The sequence below is a fragment of the Streptomyces sp. 5K101 genome (genome assembly GCF_046506645.1).
Classification (GTDB): domain Bacteria; phylum Actinomycetota; class Actinomycetes; order Streptomycetales; family Streptomycetaceae; genus Streptomyces.
The window spans coordinates 398,512-417,734 of record NZ_JBKFFO010000003.1; the positions used below are offsets into that span (position 1 = coordinate 398,512).

The 19,223-nt window shown below is 70.4% G+C and carries 19 protein-coding genes and 1 pseudogene; 11 read left to right on the forward strand and 9 right to left on the reverse strand.

The genetic code is table 11. The features are described 5' to 3' along the window. Position 1: 1 nt before the first annotated feature. The 5 genes from ACLB9X_RS07450 to ACLB9X_RS07470 all read right to left on the reverse strand — a co-directional run bounded on the left by ACLB9X_RS07450 (position 2) and on the right by ACLB9X_RS07470 (position 5,099). On the reverse strand, positions 2-820 hold the full coding sequence (locus ACLB9X_RS07450) for an MlaE family ABC transporter permease (protein ID WP_410359444.1): 819 nt from the start codon (positions 818-820) through the stop codon (positions 2-4). Positions 821-823: 3 nt separating this feature from the next. After that, complete coding sequence (locus ACLB9X_RS07455) at positions 824-1,594, reverse strand: MlaE family ABC transporter permease (RefSeq protein ID WP_307712734.1); 771 nt, start codon at positions 1,592-1,594, stop codon at positions 824-826. Continuing rightward, complete coding sequence (locus tag ACLB9X_RS07460; RefSeq protein ID WP_410359445.1) at positions 1,591-2,547, reverse strand: ABC transporter ATP-binding protein; 957 nt, start codon at positions 2,545-2,547, stop codon at positions 1,591-1,593. The genes ACLB9X_RS07455 and ACLB9X_RS07460 overlap by 4 nt, the downstream gene beginning before the upstream one ends. Positions 2,548-2,922: 375 nt before the next feature. Next, positions 2,923-3,939, reverse strand: a complete 1,017-nt coding sequence (locus tag ACLB9X_RS07465; protein WP_410359446.1) for a sigma-70 family RNA polymerase sigma factor — start codon at positions 3,937-3,939, stop codon at positions 2,923-2,925. Between the two features lie 128 nt (positions 3,940-4,067). After that, entirely contained in the window at positions 4,068-5,099 is a 1,032-nt protein-coding gene (locus ACLB9X_RS07470; protein WP_410359447.1) for a lytic transglycosylase domain-containing protein, read from the reverse strand. A gap of 244 nt (positions 5,100-5,343) precedes the next feature. Between ACLB9X_RS07470 and ACLB9X_RS07475 the strand changes: the two genes are divergently transcribed. The 9 genes and pseudogenes from ACLB9X_RS07475 to ACLB9X_RS07515 all read left to right on the forward strand — a co-directional run bounded on the left by ACLB9X_RS07475 (position 5,344) and on the right by ACLB9X_RS07515 (position 12,744). Continuing rightward, positions 5,344-5,592, forward strand: a complete 249-nt coding sequence (locus ACLB9X_RS07475) for a hypothetical protein (protein ID WP_410359598.1) — start codon at positions 5,344-5,346, stop codon at positions 5,590-5,592. Continuing rightward, positions 5,589-5,966, forward strand: coding sequence for a helix-turn-helix domain-containing protein (locus ACLB9X_RS07480; RefSeq protein ID WP_410359448.1), 378 nt, complete (start codon positions 5,589-5,591; stop codon positions 5,964-5,966). Before ACLB9X_RS07475 ends, ACLB9X_RS07480 begins: the two co-directional genes overlap by 4 nt. A gap of 151 nt (positions 5,967-6,117) precedes the next feature. Further along, positions 6,118-6,642, forward strand: coding sequence for a 2-oxo-4-hydroxy-4-carboxy-5-ureidoimidazoline decarboxylase (uraD, locus tag ACLB9X_RS07485; protein WP_410359449.1), 525 nt, complete (start codon positions 6,118-6,120; stop codon positions 6,640-6,642). Further along, positions 6,639-7,031 carry a hydroxyisourate hydrolase gene (gene uraH / locus ACLB9X_RS07490; protein ID WP_410359450.1) on the forward strand — a complete coding sequence of 131 codons (393 nt, stop codon included), beginning with the start codon at positions 6,639-6,641 and terminating at the stop codon, positions 7,029-7,031. The genes uraD and uraH overlap by 4 nt, the downstream gene beginning before the upstream one ends. Positions 7,032-7,036: 5 nt before the next feature. Further along, positions 7,037-7,960 carry a factor-independent urate hydroxylase gene (pucL, locus tag ACLB9X_RS07495; protein WP_410359451.1) on the forward strand — a complete coding sequence of 308 codons (924 nt, stop codon included), beginning with the start codon at positions 7,037-7,039 and terminating at the stop codon, positions 7,958-7,960. 75 nt (positions 7,961-8,035) lie between these two features. Continuing rightward, positions 8,036-8,310, forward strand: a pseudogene (locus ACLB9X_RS07500) (purine permease); the annotation flags it as partial. Between the two features lie 74 nt (positions 8,311-8,384). Beyond that, a complete protein-coding gene (locus tag ACLB9X_RS07505) occupies positions 8,385-9,773 on the forward strand; it encodes an 8-oxoguanine deaminase (RefSeq protein ID WP_410359452.1) in 1,389 nt (462 codons plus the stop codon). Positions 9,774-10,059: 286 nt separating this feature from the next. Then, entirely contained in the window at positions 10,060-11,457 is a 1,398-nt protein-coding gene (locus tag ACLB9X_RS07510) for a nucleobase:cation symporter-2 family protein (RefSeq protein ID WP_410359453.1), read from the forward strand. Between the two features lie 180 nt (positions 11,458-11,637). Next, the gene (locus ACLB9X_RS07515) at positions 11,638-12,744 is read left to right on the forward strand and encodes a substrate-binding domain-containing protein (RefSeq protein ID WP_410359454.1); all 1,107 of its coding nucleotides are present in this window, start codon (positions 11,638-11,640) and stop codon (positions 12,742-12,744) included. A 5-nt stretch (positions 12,745-12,749) separates the two neighbouring features. Here the strand turns inward: ACLB9X_RS07515 and ACLB9X_RS07520 are convergent, their stop codons facing one another. From ACLB9X_RS07520 to ACLB9X_RS07530, 3 genes are all read right to left on the reverse strand, one after another. Next, the gene (locus tag ACLB9X_RS07520; RefSeq protein ID WP_410359455.1) at positions 12,750-15,236 is read right to left on the reverse strand and encodes a polysaccharide lyase 8 family protein; all 2,487 of its coding nucleotides are present in this window, start codon (positions 15,234-15,236) and stop codon (positions 12,750-12,752) included. A 160-nt stretch (positions 15,237-15,396) separates the two neighbouring features. Then, positions 15,397-15,696 (reverse strand): hypothetical protein, encoded by a 300-nt coding sequence (locus ACLB9X_RS07525; RefSeq protein ID WP_410359456.1) that lies wholly within the window; start codon positions 15,694-15,696, stop codon positions 15,397-15,399. A gap of 482 nt (positions 15,697-16,178) precedes the next feature. Continuing rightward, positions 16,179-16,568, reverse strand: coding sequence for an ATP-binding protein (locus ACLB9X_RS07530; RefSeq protein WP_410359457.1), 390 nt, complete (start codon positions 16,566-16,568; stop codon positions 16,179-16,181). A gap of 342 nt (positions 16,569-16,910) precedes the next feature. Between ACLB9X_RS07530 and ACLB9X_RS07535 the strand changes: the two genes are divergently transcribed. Both ACLB9X_RS07535 and ACLB9X_RS07540 read left to right on the forward strand, forming a co-directional pair. Continuing rightward, the gene (locus tag ACLB9X_RS07535) at positions 16,911-17,762 is read left to right on the forward strand and encodes a helix-turn-helix domain-containing protein (RefSeq protein WP_410359458.1); all 852 of its coding nucleotides are present in this window, start codon (positions 16,911-16,913) and stop codon (positions 17,760-17,762) included. Positions 17,763-17,774: 12 nt separating this feature from the next. After that, entirely contained in the window at positions 17,775-17,966 is a 192-nt protein-coding gene (locus tag ACLB9X_RS07540) for a hypothetical protein (protein WP_410359459.1), read from the forward strand. Between the two features lie 559 nt (positions 17,967-18,525). Here ACLB9X_RS07540 and ACLB9X_RS07545 read toward each other — a convergent pair. Next, positions 18,526-19,056, reverse strand: a complete 531-nt coding sequence (locus tag ACLB9X_RS07545) for a hypothetical protein (RefSeq protein WP_410359460.1) — start codon at positions 19,054-19,056, stop codon at positions 18,526-18,528. Positions 19,057-19,223: the final 167 nt, after the last annotated feature.

A 19,223-nucleotide genomic window follows, 5' to 3' on the forward strand; every position in this document is an offset into this window, starting at 1 on the left:
CCTACCCCGCTATCCGTACGGTCGTGTTGGCGCCCCAGATCGCCAGGCTGAGGAAGAAGTCGAGAATGTTGATCGCCACGATGGAGGTCCGCACCGCACGCCCGACCGCGACGCCGACGCCGGCCGGGCCGCCGCTCGCGTAGTAGCCGTAGTAGCAGTGCACCAGGATGATCACGACGGCGAAGACGATCACCTTGCCGAAGGACCAGAACACGTCCACCGGCGGCAGGTACTGCTGGAAGTAGTGGTCGTACGTGCCGGTCGACTGCCCGTAGTAGCCGGTGGTGATCGTGCGGGCGGCGAAGTACGACGACAGGAGCCCGATCACGTACAGCGGGATCACGGCCACGAACCCGGCGATCATCCGCGTCGTCACCAGGAAAGGCAGCGAGGGGACGCCCATGACCTCCAGCGCGTCCGTCTCCTCGCTGATCCGCATCGCGCCCAGCTGTGCCGTGAACCCGGCTCCGACCGTCGCGGACAGCGCGAGACCGGCGACCAGCGGGGCGATCTCACGGGTGTTGAAGTACGCGGAGAGGAACGCCACGAAGTTCGAGGTGCCGAGCTGGTTCAGCGCCGCGTATCCCTGCAGGCCCACCTCGGTGCCGGTGAAGAACGACAGGAACGCGATCACCCCGACGGTGCCGCCGACGACGGCGAGCGCGCCACGGCCGAAGCTCACCTCCGCGAGCAGTCGCAGGATCTCCTTCTTGTAGCGGCGCAGGGTGCGCCCGGTCCAGGCCAGCGAACGGCCGTAGAAGGACAGCTGTCGGCCCAACTCCTCGAGCTGGGGCGGCAGCAGACGGTTCATCAGCGGCATCGCTCAGCCCCTCTGCGGAACGATCTGGAAGTACACGGCGGTCATCACGAAGTTCGTCACGAACAGCAACATGAAGGTGATGACCACCGACTGGTTCACCGCGTCACCGACGCCTTTCGGACCACCCTTCGCGGTCAGTCCCTTGTACGAGGCGACGATCGCGGCGATCGCCCCGAACACGAGTGCCTTCAGCTCGGCCGCCCACAGGTCGGAGAGTTGGGCGAGTGTGGTGAACGAGGCGAGATAGGCACCTGGAGTGCCGTTCTGCAGCACCACATTGAAGAAGTAGCCGCCGGCCACGCCGACCACCGACACCAGGCCGTTGAGCAGGACCGCCACCAGCATCGTGGCGAGCACCCGCGGCACCACCAGGCGGTGGATCGGGTCGATGCCGAGCACCTGCATCGCATCGATCTCCTCGCGGATCTTGCGCGCGCCGAGGTCCGCGCAGATCGCCGTGCCGCCCGCACCCGCGATCAGCAGCGCCGTGACGATCGGCGACGCCTCCCGCAGCACCGCCAGCACCGAGGCCGCGCCCGAGAACGACTGGGCGCCCAGCTGCCGGGTCAGGCTGCCGATCTGCAGCGCGATCACCGCGCCGAACGGAATCGACACCAGCGCCGTCGGCAGGATCGTCACACTCGCGACGAACCACGCCTGCTGGATGAACTCCCGTGCCTGAAAAGGCCGTTTGGGGATCGTCCGCAGGACGTCCAGTCCCATCGCGAACAGGCTGCCGGAGTGCCGCAGGGCACCCGTGGGGGACCAGCTCATGCGCCCGCCGCCTTCCCACGCACGGCGGCGCGCATCTGTCGCAGGGACTCCCGCTCGGCGATCGCCTCCCAGCGGGGAGGCCGGTCGATGCCCCTGGTGGGCAGCAGCCGGGGCGTGAGGTCGGGCAGGCCCTGCTGCTCGTCGTCGGCCTCACCCAGCTGCGCCAGTTCCTGCTCGACCTGGGCGGCGTCCTTCTCCTCCGCCATGCCGATCGGGCCCTGCATGCGCCCGTTCAGGAACTGCCGCACGACCGGTTCGTCGCTGGTCAGCAGTTTCTCCCGCGGACCGAACATCACCAGCTCCCGCCGGAACAGCAGCCCGATGTTGTCCGGCACCTGGCGGGCCGAGGCGATGTCGTGCGTGACGATGAGGAACGTGGCGTCGATCTGGGCGTTCAGGTCGACGATGAGCTGGTTGAGGTAGGCCACGCGCACGGGGTCGAGTCCCGAGTCCGGCTCGTCGAACAGGATGATCTCGGGGTCGAGCACGAGGGCGCGGGCGAGTCCGGCACGTTTGCGCATGCCACCGGAGATCTCGCCGGGCAGCTTGTCCTCGGCGCCGATGAGGCCGACCATGTCCATCTTCTCGAGGACGATCCGGCGGATCTCGGTCTCCGCCTTGCGGGTGTGCTCGCGCAGCGGGAATGCGATGTTGTCGTAGAGGTTCATCGAGCCGAACAGCGCGCCGTCCTGAAACAGCACACCGAAGAGCTTGCGGACCTCGTAGAGCTCGTGCTCGCGCAGCGTGGTGATGTCCGTGCCCGCGATCTTGATGGCGCCGCGGTCGGGCCGGAGGAGTCCGACGAGGGTCTTGAGGAAGACCGACTTTCCGGTGCCGGAGGGCCCGAGCATCACGGAGACCTCGCCGGCGGGCAGGGTCAGGGAGACGTCCTGCCAGATGACCTGGTGCCCGAAGGACTTCGTGAGCCCTTCCACACAGATCTCGACACCCATCCGGTTCACCCTTCAGCCGTGGAGCGGTCCGTACATCTGCTCTACGGGGAGGGGCACGACGTCCGTCGCGACGAGGTGAATTTTTTTTCGGGCGGGTTACGGGAGGGAGACGGGAAGGGGCGAAATCCAGCCACCACGGCGACTGGGGCGCGGGGCGAAATCCAGCCACCCCGGCGACTGCGGCGCGGGGCGAAATCCAGCCCCGCCGGCGATTGAGGCGCGGGGCTTGGGGCGGAGCCCCAGCGGGCGCGGCCCGGGCTGTGCCCCGCGCGGTGCTGTGAAACCCAGCCCCGCCGGCGATTGAGGCGCGGGGTCCGGGGCGGAGCCCCGGTTTCGGGAAGGGGCGGGGTGGGGGGTGGGGGAAAAGACCCCGTCCTACGGAAGCGTCGGCACCGGCACCGGCACCGACGCCGACGGCACCGGCACGGACGGCGACGGCAGCTCCGTGAGCCGCGAGGTCCCCGACCAGACGTCCGGGATGGGTACCTCGGGCACCTCGACACCCTCCGGCAACGGCAGCCCCGGCACCGGCGACGTCTCGAGCGGCAGCGGCGGGAGCGACACCTCCGGCAGCTCCGGCAGTATCCCTTCCGACGCCGTGCCGCCCGACGGCACCCGCTGCCCCTCCCGCGAGCCGAGGGGCGACGGCGCGACCGTCGGACCGGGCCCGTCCCGCCCCGGCTCCTGCGAGTGCGAGACCGCCGGCGTCGCCGGGCGGGGCGTGTCGGGCACGTCCCCACCAGGTGCGTACGGCACAACGAGCCCCGCGACCGCCAGGGTCACCGCCGTCGACGCCACGGCGACCGCCTGCGCGTGGCCGCCGCGGGGCCGGCCACGGCCGCACAGCCACAGCGCGACGCCGAGCGTCGCCGCCAGCGAGTTGCGCAGCGTCCGCCGGGCCCTGGCCAGCAGGGACTCGACGGTCCGGTAGCTCAGGCCCATCTTCACGGCGACCTGTCCGACGTCCAGGTCCTCGGACTTCAGCCACAACGCCTCGGCCTGCCGGGCGGGCAGCTCATTGCTGCGTACGGCGAGCCAGCGCGCCTCCGCCCGGTCGCACACCGCCTCGTCCACCGGCACCGGCCGCGGCGGGTGCAGCGTCGGGCTCGTACGGACCTCGGCCTCGCGGCTGACCTGCCGGTGCCGGTCGATGCAGAGCCGCATCGTCACCGTCGTCAGCCACGCGCCGAGCCGCTCGTCGTCCAGGTGGGGCTGCTCCGCGGCACGGAGCATCGCCTCGTGCACGGCGTCCTCGGCGTCCTCCATGCTGACGGACCGGCGCCGGGCCACCCTCAGCAGATGCTCACGGTGGCTCCAGGCGCGTTGCCAGCGCTCGTTCGCCGACTCGGCGGTCGGTCCACCGGAGTGCTCAGGCTGTTCGTCCGTCGCCATGAGGGCCCCCTCGCTCTCACCACCGGCCGCGTGCTGCCCGGCGGATGGCGACATTACCGCCCGGTATCCGGAATTTGGAGGGGGGCGGGCCCATCGAGTCCTTTCCGTTGCCGGAGGGGGTGTGGCGATCAGTCTCCGCTGGTCAGCGCTGTGGGAAGAGTGGTGTCGGGGAGCGTTGGGACGGGGACGGGGAGTGACGGCACCGGCTGCGCGGGACCGGACGGGTCGGCCGGGCGCCCGGACGGCGACGGCGAGGGGGTGGCGGGCCGGGGCGAGGGCGCGGACGACGGGGTCGGCGACGGCTTGGGGGACGGCGGCTTCGCGTCGGACGCCGGTTTGGTGGACCGCGTCGGATCCGGCGAGGGACGTGCCTCGCCGCGTGGCCCCGCGGCGGCCGCACCGTCGGGCACGACCGTGTGTCCGTCGAGGTAGTACGCGAACCACGACCGCACGGTGAGCAGGTACGCGGTGGAGTGGTTGTATCCGAGAAGGGCCCGGTCGAGGTCGCCCGCGTCCGACAGGTCGCGCCCACCCGCGCACAGGTAGCGTCCGGCGGCGAGGGCCGCGTCGAAGACGTTCCCCGGATCGCGGACGCCGTCGCCGTTGCCGTCCGCGCCCCAGTGGGCCCAGGTCGAGGGGATGAACTGCAGGGGGCCGACGGCCCGGTCGTACTCGGTGTCCCCGTCGTACCGGCCACCGTCGCTGTCCCGGATGAGCGCGAAGCCGTTCCCGTCCAGCCGCGGGCCGAGGATCGGCGTGATCGTGGTGCCGTCCTGGGTCACCCGGCCGCCGCGTGCCTGGCCGGACTCGACCTGGCCGATGGCGGCGAGGAGCTGCCAGCGCAGTCCGCAGCCGGGGGTACTGCGCGCCAGCTCCGATTCGGCCGCCCGGTACGCGGCGAACACCGTGGCGGGCAACGAGCCGACCGACGCCGACGCCTGAGCCTGCCGCTCCCCGGTGTCGCCCGCGCCCGGCACCCGCAGCGGCGGGAGCTCGGTGTGGTAGGCGCCGTCCCCCGACACGCTCGGCCCCTGCGAGGGGTCGGGGTTCCGCTGCCCCGCGGGCGCGGCGGCCCCCGGCCCCTGGGAGGCGGTGAGGACCACCATCGCCGCGGTCGCGACCGCCGTCGCCCTGACGCCTCTGCGCGTACGTCCTGTCATCTGCAGACCCCTCCTGCCCCGCCCACCGGACATCCGTCCGCGGCCCTTCACCTGCTCTACGCACAGCCGCCGCGGGTCCGTCGCACGTCCCCGCAGGTTTTTCGCGTTCCGCCGGCCCGAGGGCCGAGCCCGAGGCCCTGAAGTCGGAGCCCGAGGCCCCGGAGCCGGTGCCGAGCCCGAGCCCGAGCCCGAGACCCCGGGCCGGGTCCCCGTGCGACAGGGCCGCAGCTAACGTGGGGGCATGGTGCGACTGAGAGTGGAGTTCACGACCGAGCCGTTCGACCTGGACGAACCGCCCGCCCACGCGCTGGCGGTCCGCGAGGTCGTCCAGGGCGCGGGTCTGGACAAGGTGGACGTCGGCCCCTTCGGCAACACCGCCGAGGGCGGCGCCGACCAGGTGCTCGGCGCCGTCGACGCGCTGCTGCGCAAGGCGCTGGAGAGCGGTGCGACGCGAGTGTCCCTCCAGGTCAACGTGGTGGAGGGGGAGGAATGACCGAGCCTGCCGACCACGCGCTCGCCCAGGCGGTCAAGCCTCTCGTCGACGCCATGGGGGGCGTGCTGATCAGCCCCGCCGAGGCCGCCGAGGACGACGTCGTGCTGAGCTGGGAGGGCGAGGAGGTCGTCGCCGTACGCCTGCCGCAGCTCGCGGACTCCCTCGATCACATCCTCGCGGCGCTGGAGCGGCAGCACGGCCGGCCCCTCGCCGAACTCGACCGGAAGACAAAGCAGTCGGTCGTCAGGACACTGGAGGCGCGGGGCGCGTTCTCCGTACGCCACGGCGTCGAGACGGTGGCGGGCGCCCTCGGCGTCAGCCGCTTCACCGTCTACAACTACCTGAACAGGGAAAACGCGGCCAAGGGCGACTGAGCGCCGGCCCGCCGTCGCCGCCGTCCGGTTCCCCGGGCGGCGGCTTTTGCTTACCCAATCTTTCAACAAAGTGTTGACGTCGTGTTCCGGAGGGCGTTAGCTATCCGCAGCCCGTCCGAAGCACCACGATGAACAAGCCACGGAGGCTCCCGTGACTTCACTCTCGAACCAGGGTCTCGCCCGGTTCAACGCCTCCGAGGACAGCGCGGCCCAGACCGCGCTGCACGAGGTGTGCGCCAGTTCGGCCTGGGGGAGCAAGATCCTCGCCCAGCGGCCGTACGCAAGCACCGAAGCCCTCTTCGAGGCCAGTGACGCCGCCATGGCCGAGCTGACCGCCGACGACCTGGCCGAGGCGATGGCCGATCACCCGCCGATCGGCCGGCCGAAGCCCGGCGACCCGACCTCCTCCCGCGAACAGAGCGGCATGGCCGGGGCGTCCGAGGCACTCAAGGCCGAGATGCTCGAACTGAACCTGGCCTACCAGGAGAAGTTCGGTCATGTCTTCCTGATCTGTGCCACCGGCCGTACCGGTGAGCAGATGAGGGACGCCGTCCGCGAGCGGAGCGACAACACGCCCGAGCAGGAGCGGGAGATCGTCCGCACCGAACTGGGCAAGATCAACCGCATCCGGCTGACCCGCCTCGTAGAGCTCGCAGAGGAAGAAAAAAGCGCATGAGCACGGAAAGCACCGCATCGGTGTCCACGCACATCCTGGACACCAGCATCGGCCGCCCCGCCGAAGGCGTCCCCGTCTCGCTGTCGGCCCGCAGCGGCCCAGGCGCGCAATGGGCGCCGCTCGGCGGATCGGCGACCGATGCGGACGGGCGCTACAAGGACCTGCCGGCGCTGCCGGAGGGAACGACCCACGTACGTCTCGACTTCGAGACCGAGACGTACTTCGCGAAGAAGAAGCAAGCCGAGGCACAGCAGGACGCCCCCGCGCTACGGGACAGCGGCGTGTTCTTCCCCGAGGTGGCGATCACCTTCGCCGTCGTACCGGGCGAGCACTACCACGTACCGCTGCTGCTCAACCCGTTCGGCTACTCCGTTTACCGAGGGAGCTAGCAGACATGCCCACGATTCTCGGCCAGAATCAGTACGGCAAGGCAGAGAACCGCGTTGTCAAGATCACGCGGGACGGCGACACCCACCACATCAAGGACCTGAACGTCTCGGTCGCGCTGTCCGGCGACATGTCCGATGTGCACCTGTCCGGTTCGAACGCCAACTGCCTGCCGACCGACACCACCAAGAACACGGTGTACGCGTTCGCCAAGGAATACGGCATCGAGTCCGCCGAGCAGTTCGGCATCCACCTGGCCCGTCACTTCGTGACCAGCCAGGAGCCGATCCACCGGGCGCGCATCCGGATCGAGGAGTACGCCTGGGACCGCATCGAGACGTCCGACGCCAACTCCAAGTTCATCGGCTCCGACGAGGTCAAGCACTCCTTCGTCCGCAGGGGCCAGGAGACCCGGGTCACGCAGATCACCTACGACGGTTCGTCGTGGCAGGTCATCTCCGGTCTCAAGGACCTGATCGTGATGAACTCGACCAACTCCGAGTTCTGGGGCTACGTCAAGGACAAGTACACGACGCTCCAGGAGGCGTACGACCGCATCCTGGCCACCCAGGTGTCCGGCCGCTGGCGGTTCAACTGGAGCGACGACGAGCAGCGGATGCCCAACTGGGAGAAGTCCTACGAGCAGGTCAAGAAGCACATGCTCCAGGCCTTCGCCGAGACGTACTCCCTCTCGCTGCAGCAGACGCTGTACCAGATGGGCTCGCGCATCATCAACAGCCGCAGCGAGATCGACGAAGTGCGCTTCTCGCTCCCGAACAAGCACCACTTCCTGGTCGACCTCGAGCCGTTCGGCCTCAAGAACGACAACGAGGTCTACTTCGCGGCGGACCGCCCGTACGGCCTGATCGAGGCCACCATCTTGCGGGACGGCGTCGAGCCGCAGATCCCGGTCGACATGACCAACCTCTGACGCGGGACCGATCCGCCCCCGCCGCAGCCGGCGGGGGCGGATCAGGACCGGAGGACTCTCATGGCACAGCTTGCGGTCCTGTTCGGCTCGATCGCCGTCAGCGGCATCCGTGCGCGCTCCGAAGCGGGACCCGACGACAGTGCCCCCCTGATCCTGGTGGCCGTCGCGCTCGCAGCGGGCATCGTCCCGCTCGCCGCGGCCACCCTCTACGCCGATGTCCCGGCCGGGGCGCAGACCGCGCTCGGCTCCGGACCGTCGCCGGAGCGCTCGTCGCGGTCCTGCTCCCCCTGTTCTTCCACCATCTCGGCACCCGGAGCCGTCAACCGGCCCCGGCACTCAAATCCTCCTAGGGTCCTGCCGTGCCCTTCCCCCGCGACATCGTCGCGGGGGGACTCCACCAAAGAGGAATGAAGGAACCACCGCCATGGCAGCACCTTCGGCACCCCGGCGCATCGTCATCGAGAACTGTGCGATCGCCACCGTGGACCCGCACGACACCGAGTACGCCTCCGGGCATCTCGTCGTCGCCGACAACAGGATCGAGTCCGTCGGAGCCGGCAAGGCACCCGAGGGCCTCGAGAACGTGGTCCGCCGGATCGACGCCACCGGCCACCTCGCGACGCCCGGTCTGGTCAACACCCACCACCACTTCTACCAGTGGATCACGCGGGGTCTGGCCACCGACCACAACCTCTTCGACTGGCTGGTCGCGCTGTACCCGACCTGGTCGCGGATCGACGAGTCGATGGCCCGCGTCGCGGCGCAGGGCTCGCTCGCGATGATGGCCCGCGGTGGTGTCACCACCGCCATGGACCACCACTACGTCTACCCGCAGGGGGCCGGCGACCTGTCCGGTGCCATCATCGGCGCCGCCCGGGACATGGGCGTCCGCTTCACCCTCGCCCGCGGCTCCATGGACCGCAGCGAGAAGGACGGCGGTCTGCCGCCGGACTTCGCCGTCGAGACCACGGAGGGCGCCCTCGCCGCGACCGAGGAGACGGTGCACCAGCACCACGACGCCTCCTTCGACGCGATGACCCAGGTCGCCGTCGCCCCCTGCTCGCCGTTCTCCATCTCCACCGAGCTGCTCAAGGAGGGGGCCGCACTGGCCCGCCGTCTCGGGGTGCGGATGCACACGCACGGCTCGGAGACCGTGGAGGAGGAGAAGTGGTGCCACGAACTCTTCGGCATGGGCCCCACCGACTACTTCGAGTCGACGGGCTGGCTCGGCGAGGACGTGTGGATGGCGCACTGCGTCCACATGAACGACTCCGACATCGCCGCCTTCGCCCGGACGAGGACCGGTGTGGCGCACTGCCCGTCCTCCAACGCGCGACTGGCCGCCGGCATCGCCCGCGTCCCCGACATGCTCAAGGCGGGCGTCCCGGTCGGCCTCGGCGTCGACGGCACCGCGTCCAACGAGTCGGGTGAGCTCCACACCGAGCTGCGCAACGCGCTCCTCATCAACCGGCTCGGCGCCCACCGCGAGGCCGCTCTCAACGCCCGCCAGGCGCTGCGGCTCGGCACCCACGGTGGCGCGCAGGTCCTCGGCCGCGCCGACAGCATCGGTTCCCTGGAGCCCGGCAAGCTCGCCGACCTCGTGCTCTGGAAGATCGACGGCATCGGCCACTCCTCGATCGCCGACCCGGTCACCGCGATCGTGTTCGGCGCCGCTGCCCCGGTGACGGCCTCGTTCGTCAACGGCCGGCAGATCGTCGAGAACAACCGCCTGCTGTTCGCGGACGAAGAGGCCATCGCCCGCGACGCTCGCGCGGAGGCCCGGCGCCTGGCCCGTATCACGGCCCAGGGCTGAGCCTCCCCAGGAAGTCCGGCCGGGGGGGACGGCCCCCGGCCGGCGGCCGCGGACCCGAGCGGGGTCCACGGCAGCCCTCGCCGGGGGGTGCGTGCGACAAAGGCACGTACCCCCCGGTGAAGGTGACTCGCGCCGACAGCTTCCGGCACGGTCGCCTTCCGCACCACCGGTCTGGGCGATCCGGTATGTGCACGGCGCATCAAGAGCAACAACTGCACCACCCCACCTGCACCACCTCCTTGACACCCATGTCCCCGAGACGTGATCCCCGACCGGAGGCACCGCCGTGGCCGCGCATACCCCGACCGCCGAGGCACCAGACCGGAAGCATCCGGTCGACGAGACCCTTCCGCCGTTCAAGATGTTCACCACCGGGCTGCAGCACGTGGCCGCCATGTACGCGGGTGTGGTGGCCCCGCCGATGATCGTCGGCCCCGCCGTGGGCCTCGACGCCAAGGACACCGCGTTCCTCATGGGCGCGAGTCTGTTCACCGCCGGAATCGCGACGCTGCTGCAGACGCTCGGCTTCTGGCGCGTCGGCGCCCGGCTGCCGTTCGTCAACGGCGTCTCGTTCGCCGGTGTGACGCCGATGGTCGCCATAGGCCGCGACCGCGGGTACGACGGGATCGCCGTCATCTTCGGCGCGATCATCGTCGCCAGCGTGCTGGGCTTCGTCCTGACCCCCTACTTCTCGAAGCTCGTCCGCTTCTTCCCGCCCGTCGTCACCGGCACCGTCATCACGCTGATCGGCGTCTCGCTGCTGCCCGTGGCCTTCAACTGGTCGCAGGGCGGCAACCCCACCGCTGACGACTACGGCTCGATGAAGAACATCGGCATGGCGGCGTTCACGTTCGTCGTCGTGCTGGCCCTGCGCAAACTGCTGCGCGGCTTCCTCCAGCAGATCGCGATCCTGCTGGGCCTGGTCGTCGGCACGCTCGTCGCCCTGCCGCTCGGCATGACGAACCTCGACGCCATCAAGGACGCCGGCCTCGTCGGCTTCCCGACGCCGTTCCACTTCGGCGCACCGCAGTTCGAGATCGCGGCGATCGTCTCCATGTGCATCGTGATGCTGGTGTGCATGACCGAGTCCACCGCCGACATGCTGGCGCTCGGCCGGATCGTGGACCGCCCCGCGGACGAGCGCGTGATCGAGGGCGGCCTGCGCGCCGACACGCTCGGCTCGGCCATCAGCCCGCTCTTCAACGGCTTCATGTGCAGCGCCTTCGCCCAGAACATTGGGCTCGTCGCGATGACGAAAGTCCGTAGCCGCTTCGTCGTCGCCGCGGGCGGCGGCATCCTGATCCTGCTCGGCCTGTGCCCGGTGGCCGCCTCGGTGATCGCCCTCGTACCGCTGCCGGTGCTCGGCGGCGCGGGCATCGTGCTCTTCGGCACCGTCGCGTCGAGCGGCATTCAGACGCTGGCGACGGCGGCCCTGGAGAAGGGCGAGAACGCCCTGATCGTGGCCGCCGCCGTCGGCATCGGGCTGATCCCGATCGCGGCGCCCGAGTTCTACCACGCGTTCCCCAAGGACCTGCTGGTGGTGCTGGACTCGGGCATCTCCACCGGGTGCATCGTGGCGATCCTCCTCAATTTGGCCTTCAACCACCTGGGGAAGAAGAACACTTCGTCAGAGGACGCCTCGCCGGAATCCGACGAGGTTCCGGCGCAGGCCGCTGTGCACTGACGGCACGCGGACAGGATGTGGCGGGCCGCCCGGGAACAGCCCCGGGCGGCCCGCCCGCCTCGTTCGGGGGACCGTACGGACACCCCCGCAGGTGGGCCCTTGCGGCCGATCGTTCGGAGCGGAAAGCGATCGATACGCTTGCCGCGATGCGCCGTCGGCGGAGCGGAAGTGGGGGCGGACATGAGGCAGCACGTCGATCAGCGTCATGCGCGGGTCCTGGAGCTGGTCAGGCAGCGGGGCAGGCTGCGCGTCGCCGACCTCGCCGACGAACTCGGCGTCTCCGCCGTGACCCTGCGCCGTGACGTGGAGGCGCTCGCCGCCCAGGGGCGGGTACGCCGCACGCACGGCTCCGTCCTGTGGCCCGGGGGGAGCGCCGAGGAGCCGCCGGCGGCGGAGGGCGACGGATTTGTGATCGGAATGATCGTGCCGACCACCAACTTCGTCTTCGCCGACATCGTGCGCGGCGCGCGCGAAGCGGTCGAGGCGCAGGGCGGCCGGCTCGTCCTCGGGATGACCGGCTACCTCGACACCGAGGACCCGGTGCAGGCCGGACGCATGCTCGCCGGCGGCGCCGACGGGCTGCTGGTGGCCCCCAGTTGGTTCGACGGCGTGCCCGTGGAGGGTCAGGAGGAGTGGCTGCTGGGGTGCGGGGCCCCGGTCGTGCTCGTGGAGCGCTGGGCGCCCGCGGGCAACCCGGCGGCGGGACTCGACCGGGTGCGCACGGACCGGGCGCAGGGAGCCGCGATGGCGATGGCCCACTTCGCCGCGCTCGGCCACCGCACGGTGACCGCCGTGGTCCAGGAGGGCCCGCACGCGGCGCAGATCACCGCCGGCTACCGGGTGGCCGTGGAGACCCTGGGGCTCGATGCGGCACCGGGCTCACCGCTCGCCTTCGCGCCGGACCGGCAGGGGCACGCCCGCTACGACGCGCCGGCCGCGCACCTCGCCGAGGCCGTGACCCGGCACGGCGTGACCGCGGCCCTGGTGCACAGCGACGAGGACGCGATCGTGCTCGTGCCCAGGCTGCAGGCGCGCGGCATCGCCGTCCCCGGCGACCTGGCGCTCATCGCGTACGACGACGAGGTGGCGGGCATGGCGGACGTACCGCTCACCGCCGTGGCGCCGCCGAAGCGGTCGGTCGGCGCACTGGCGGCCGGCCTGCTGCTGCAGCGGCTCGCCGAGCAGGGCTCGGGCAGCAGGCCGTCGCCGCGTCAGCACGTGGACCTGCTGCCCGAGTTGAGGGTGCGGGCCTCCTGCGGAGCACTGGCGGGAGAGACGCCGGGCTGAGCGGATCAGCCGTCGGCCCTGCCGCGGGCCCTGTCGCGTCGGTCCAGCCGGACGGTGATCTCCTGCGTGGCGCCGGCGGTGCCGCTCAGGTTCCCGAACGTCAGGCGGAGGGACGCTCCCGTCGTCGCCGATGTGACCGTCGGCGGCTTGGCGACCACCGAGGCGACGGGCCGGTTCCACGTCAGCGTCAGCGACGTCAGGGTCCGCGTCGGGTCGGCGACGCAGACCACCGCCGTGCCGTCGTCCTTCTCCCGGATCAGCACGGCGCACGGGGCACTTGCCACCAGGGGGCCGGCCGTCCCGCCGGACCAGAAGGCGACCCCGGTGAAGCCGAGAGCCGGCACCCGAACGCCCTGCTGCGCCCCGGAGTTGGCGAGGATCAGCATCCGGCCGTGGTCCGCCGCGCGCGCCGCCGTCCGCTCGGCACTCGCGCCCGGCAGCAGCTGATACGCGTACCCCGCGTCCACCGGATCCGTGCCGTGGTCCAGGTACAGCGTCAGGTAGCGCCTGCTGACCGGGTCCGTGGAGCCGCCCCTGTTGATGTCGCTCCACCGGCCGGTGCGCTGCTCGCGCAGGCCCTTGAGGCCGGTGCCGTCCATGAACACGTAACCGCCGAACCCGCCGATGTGTGCCCAGCCGGCGCCGGACAGGGACGCCGACCAGGGGAGCGTCGAGGGCCGGACCGTGCCGTCGACGGTCAGGGCGTGCGTACCGGACGCGCCGAGGTTCCGGTTGTCCACGACCGACTCGACGGCCGTGCCGTCGGCGCAGGTGATGCCCGCGCCCAGGCAGAGAGTCGTGTCGTCGAGGAGAAACCACGCCTTCTTCGCGGTGAGGGTGCTCGACAGGCCCTTCAGGTGCTGGCCGACGGTCGCGTACGTGCCGTCGGTCGCCCCGCCGACCCAGGTCACGTCCGGCCGGGAGGCTCCCCAGTCGCCGCCCGCCGCGTCGGCCAGGGGCTTCTTCGACACGGTGGTGCCGGGCAGCCGGCAGGGATCGACGGTGGGCCAGAAGGCGTCCGCGTACTGCCCGTTGCCGTAGCCGTCGCCCCACCAGTAGAGCATTCCGCTTCCGGTGTGCCAGCCCCGCAGGTTCTCCCCGTTGCCCGTCTCGTAGTGGGTGATCCGCCGGGACGCCATGCTGACCGAGGCCGCCCAGCCCGGCCTGCGGTGGGTGGCCCGGTCCATGGCCGCGAACAGCCGGTGCCCGGTGGGTTCGGCGACGGGGGAGAGCGAGGTGTCGTTCTGCACCCCGGCCAGCCGGGCCAGCGCCGCCAGTCCGAGCGAGCGGTCCTGGAGCGCCGGGCTGTAGTAGTCACGCTGCATCCAGCCCTTGACCAGTCCGCGCCAGCGCTCGTTCTCGGCCGTGCTGGCGCCCTGGCCGAGCAGGACGATCGACGCGAGGACGATGTGCCCGCGGGTGTGGTCGTCCTGCTGGATGCGCTTGGCGTCGGTCGCCGACACCCCGCGGCTCGGCGCGCGGCCGGAGACGCCGTCCATCATCAGGCCGTTGTGGAGGAACGGGGCCCAGGCGTTCTCGACCGCGTCCAGCACGGTCTGCCGGCCCGGGTCGGTGACGGCCCAGGACGACCCGGCGAGCAGCGCGAGGAGCAGCCCGATGCCGCCGAGCATGACCGAGCCGTACGAGCCCGTGTACGGCACCCAGGTGTGCTGGACGAACGACCCGTCGGCGTACAGCCCGTCGCCGGAGGTGACGTAGGGGAAGACCGGCGAGAGCGCGTCCCGGGCGAGGGCGATCTTCGCGGAGTTCTTGCCGACGACCCCGCGCACCGCGATGACCCGGCACAGGTCGACGCGGTTGGCGCCGGTGCTCGTGCCGGTGTACGAGCCGACCGCCGAGTCCGGCACGAAGTGGTCGACGGCGGCGCAGTACGCGGCGATGCGGTCGGCCGGGATCAGGTCGTACATCAGGACGCAGGCGTCGAGGAGGAGTTGCGGGGCGCCGATCTGCCAGCTCCACCAGTTGCCGTACCGCGTGCGGTTCTCGTTGTACACCTGGGTGTACAGGTGGTCGAGGCCGGTGACGACGCCGGAGCCGAGTCCGGGGTCGCCGGTCAGACCCGTGCCCGGGCGGACGTACGCCTCCGCCATCGTCCGCAGGCGCGCGTAACTGTCCACGAGCTTCGCGGAGTAGCGGTACGACTCCTGGTCGGTGTCCGGCTCGGGGTCGGCGAAGACCAGGTCGGGCCAGAGCGAGCCGGCGCGCGGGTCCATCGAGTCGAGCCGGCCCGCGGCCGTGGTGCCGAGCTCGGCGAGGCGGGAACGGAACGGCTCGGCGGTCGGACTGAAGCCGGTGCCGAGGACGAGATCGCGCCAGGTCGCGCGCAGTGTGTCGAACTCGTCCTCGGCAGCCGTCGTGCTGTTCTTCGTGGTGGCGGCCCCGGCCGCCGGGGCCGGGGCGGCGATCGTGAGCGCGAGGGCGGTGCTGCCGGTCACGTGCAGAAAGCCACGACGGGTCCAGGCAGTCGTCATCGGGGTCCTCCGGTGCCGAGGGGCGGTCAAGTGACCGGTTTCTAGCACCGAGTTGCTCAATCGCTCAATACTGCTGACGTAATTGAGCGTTTCGATCGAATCTTGTGAGTGTCCCCGCTCGGAACCGCACGCCCTGTCTGCCTGCGCAGACTTCAGGGCCTCAGGGCGCTCGGTTCGACAGGCGCTCCGTCTCCGTCTCCGGCTCCCAGAGCATCAGGTTGCTGAACAGCTCCGCCTGCTCGATCGCGTCGTCCAGGGCGTGGTGGGTGTGCCGGCGCGAGGACAACAGCGCCGGCGGCATCGTGCCCTTCGCCACGGCACGCAGCGGCAGGCGCGCCTTTGTCGCGTACAGGGTCTTCATGTCCAGGCAGCCGGAGTGGCCGAACGGGCTCGCCCCGGTGAACCGGATCAGGTACCAGTACAGGAACGTCCAGTCGTACGACGCCGGATACCCGCACACCACCGGCTGCGCGCCCGCCCCCCCGGGCGGCCTCGCGCACCCAGGCGGCGAACCCGGCCATCACCTCACCCGGTTCGCCGCCCTCGCGCAGCAGACGCTCGCGGTCCAGGCCGCTGACGGCGAGGGCCTCCGGCACGAAGGCGTCGCTGATGGGCCGCAGTTCGCGGTAGAAGGTGCACGCCTCGGGATCGGCCGGCACGTAGCCGTCCGCGTCCTGACGGCCCGCGACGGCCGCGCCGAAGCTGATCATCGAGTACGGGCCGGGGATCATGCCGTCCGCCTCGACGTCGACGGAGATGTAGAGCGAGGGCTTCGCATCCGTACGGCGCGACGTACGCGACGTAGGCGAACGCGACGTGCGTGAACCGCGTGACGTGTGCGACATGGAGGGATCATGGCAGGGCAAGGGCCCGCATCTCCCGCGGATTTCGGCGGAGCGGCAGGACGGCCCGGGGCCGGGCCAGAGGCCCGGCACAGGCCCGCTAACGGGGCAGCACCACCCAGGTTTTGGAGCCCCGGTCGGGCTGCGGCGTCGCCTTGCAGATCCCCCACCGGCCGCCCCAGTCGTCGACGACGGCGTCCAGCAGCCACAGCGCCCGCCGGCGCCGGGCCGCGCAAAGCGTTACGGCGGCGGGGTCGGCGTGCCGGGGGTGCTGGTCCCACACGACCAGGCGCAGGTGGTCGTCCCGGTGCCGGAGCGAGAGGTAGAGGTCCGCGCCGGGTGCGAGCCGCGCCGTGACCGCGACGATCTCGGACGCGGCCTGCACGGCGGGCGGCACGTAGCGGCCGAGCGCGTGCGCGCGCAGCGTGGACGTGACCGCGATCCGGGCGATCGCGGCGCTCTGAGGCTCCCCGGGGAGCGTGAGGCTCACCGCGAGTCCCCGGGGTGGTGCGGTGGTAAGGGCGCCGGGGCGCGGGGCGATGGGGCACAGGGCGGGGCGGCGGCATGGCGGACTCCCTTGTCATGGAGGGTGGTTGCTCGCCGCGGCGAGAGGTGGCCTGTCTCCCTGACGCGGGCTCGCCCCTCCCAGGGACGGAGACTGCGGGCGGGCACGCGTGATGCACTTCCAACTCGTCTGCGTGAGCGGTGCGTTACTCAATGTAGAGCACTCGAGGGCAAATTAGCCCCCATTTCTCGGAAAAGGTGCCCCCGTGTGGCCCGCACGCGCGCGCAAGCGGCAGACTGCACACGACCGCATGCGGAAGGAAACGGCATGGCTGCGAGGACCTCTCCGACCGAACGCCAGAAGCGGCTTGGCATCGAGCTGCGCAAGATGCGCACGTCAGCCGGTGTGTCAGCCGAGTTCGCGGCCGGACTGCTCGGAGTGGACCGGGCCAAGATCTCCAACATCGAGTCCGGGACTCGCCCCATCAGTCCGGACCGGCTGCGCACACTCGCCTGCAACTGTGACTGCACGGACGAGAGGTACGTGAACGCCCTGGCCGAGATGGCGCAGCCCGCAAAGCGCGGCTGGTGGGAGCGTTACCGCGGCACCCTGCCCCAGGGTTTGCTGGACATCGCCGAGTTGGAGGCGCACGCCGCACGCATGCGGGCGGCCTACTCCGTGCACATCCCCGGCCTGCTCCAGACCCCTGATCATGCGCTGGCGGTCTTCCGGGTCGTGATCCCGCAGCTGCCCGAGCACGAGATCGCTGTGCGTCTGGCCCATCGCGTGGAGCGCCGGCAGATCCTGACGGGCCACCGTCCGGTCCCCTTCACAGGCATCGTCCATGAAGCCGCCTTGCGGATGCAGTTCGGCGGGCGCTCTGTGGCGTTGGCCCAGCTCGAACACCTGCTGGAGATGTCCACGCGCGACAACGTCACGCTCCTGGTACTCCCCTTCGAGGCAGGTGCGTTCCCCGGCGCAGGGCAGACGGTCCTGTACGCGGAAGGTCCGGTACCCCAGCTCGATACCGTTCAGATCGACAACTCGCACGGACCGGACTTCCTCCATTCGGAGGCGCAACTTGCGAAGTACCGGGCCCACTTGGACTGGATGGAGAAGATCGCGCTGTCCCCGGAGGACTCGCGTCGCTTCATCCGTATCATCGCGCAGCAACTGTGAGGGGACGTTCCGATGCCACACGTCAACTGGGAACCGCCGTACTGCGGTGAGGGCAACTCCTGCTACCGCCTGGGCACCGACGACCAGGGAAACAGCTACATCGCCATATCCGGCGAGGAGGACCGTTACCTCACCGACAGCCGCGAGGCCCTGCGCAACCTGATCCGCGACATCAAGGCAGGCAAGGCCGACCACCTCCTGTAGGCGACGCACAAGGGCCGGGCCGCGTCGAACGTGTCACATCCCTCCCCAGAGGAATCCAGACACGTCGGGCATGCGGTGCCGAACGGCTACCCGACCAACTCGCGCCCATCAGGGGTGAAGTCAACCCATCTCGCCCCTGCGCGGTGGACGATCACCTCTTCGGTGTACACACCGACGGCCCACAGCAGCCCATCGAGCTGATCCCGCCCGGCCCCGCGACGCCGCGCCCCGGGCCGGATCTCCGAGTCTGTACGCACGCCAGCGGCGGGATGACCCTGGGCGGCGAGACCAGGGGCGAATCGAATGCACCGGTTCTAGAGAGAAAAGCGACCGTTCCGACATTTTAAGAGGAAACAGACGGCCCGCCAGACAGTCTGGCGGGCCCTCTCTGGACCGCATCAGCGACGATCCTGGGCGACTGGCACGACGATTCCGGTAAGGCACGCCACTGCGCCCACGGCGAATCCGATTGCCGCGATCTTCGTATCGGCCTCCTGAGCCGGGAAGGACATCACACCAGTCTATGGCGAATCTGGGCCCGGCCTCAGGGCGCGATCACTCATTCCCCGGTCGGCGTGAACGAAGGCCGGGGAATCTGACCAGCCACTCCGAAGGGTCGAAAGTCGGGATCCGTCAGGACTCGAAGGACGAACTCCGGGACCGACAAATTGAATTTGCGCCAGTTCGTCGAATCGGCGACGCGGGCCAGGATGGGCCAGGGGCCGGCCCCCTCGGCATCGACCAGCCAATAGAATTCGTCCCCGGAACGGGTGGAGCCCCATGGAATGAGCCCGCCCTTCCCGGGCTCATGAATTCGATAAGGATCAAAAATCGGGTCGACGTCGTCGTCGTCGACCCCAAACGTGACCGCGTCACTCAGGAATACACGCCATCGCGTGAGCAGGTCGAACACCTGGCTCTGGTCGACACAGAGCACGTGGAGGGAATTTGAAAACTCGCCGCATCCGAAGTCTTCGCACAACTGCTTATAGTCAGCTGGGAGTTCAACCCCGAGTTCGCTCTCCACCTGCCTCCATGCCATCGCCGCCCCTCTCGGCTCCCACCCGGTTGCGGTCAAAAGCTGGTTCATCTGTGCCACCTGCCAAGAGCTCGCCGTTCCGTTCGACCGCACCCAACCAGTCGTTCTCGTCAGCAGGCTGAGGAAGTATCAGTTCAAGAAGGGCGCAAGTACTGTCGGGTGGCCCGGAGGCGAACCCCCTCCGGGCCACCCGAAGTACCTGCATCAGCCCTTTTCCA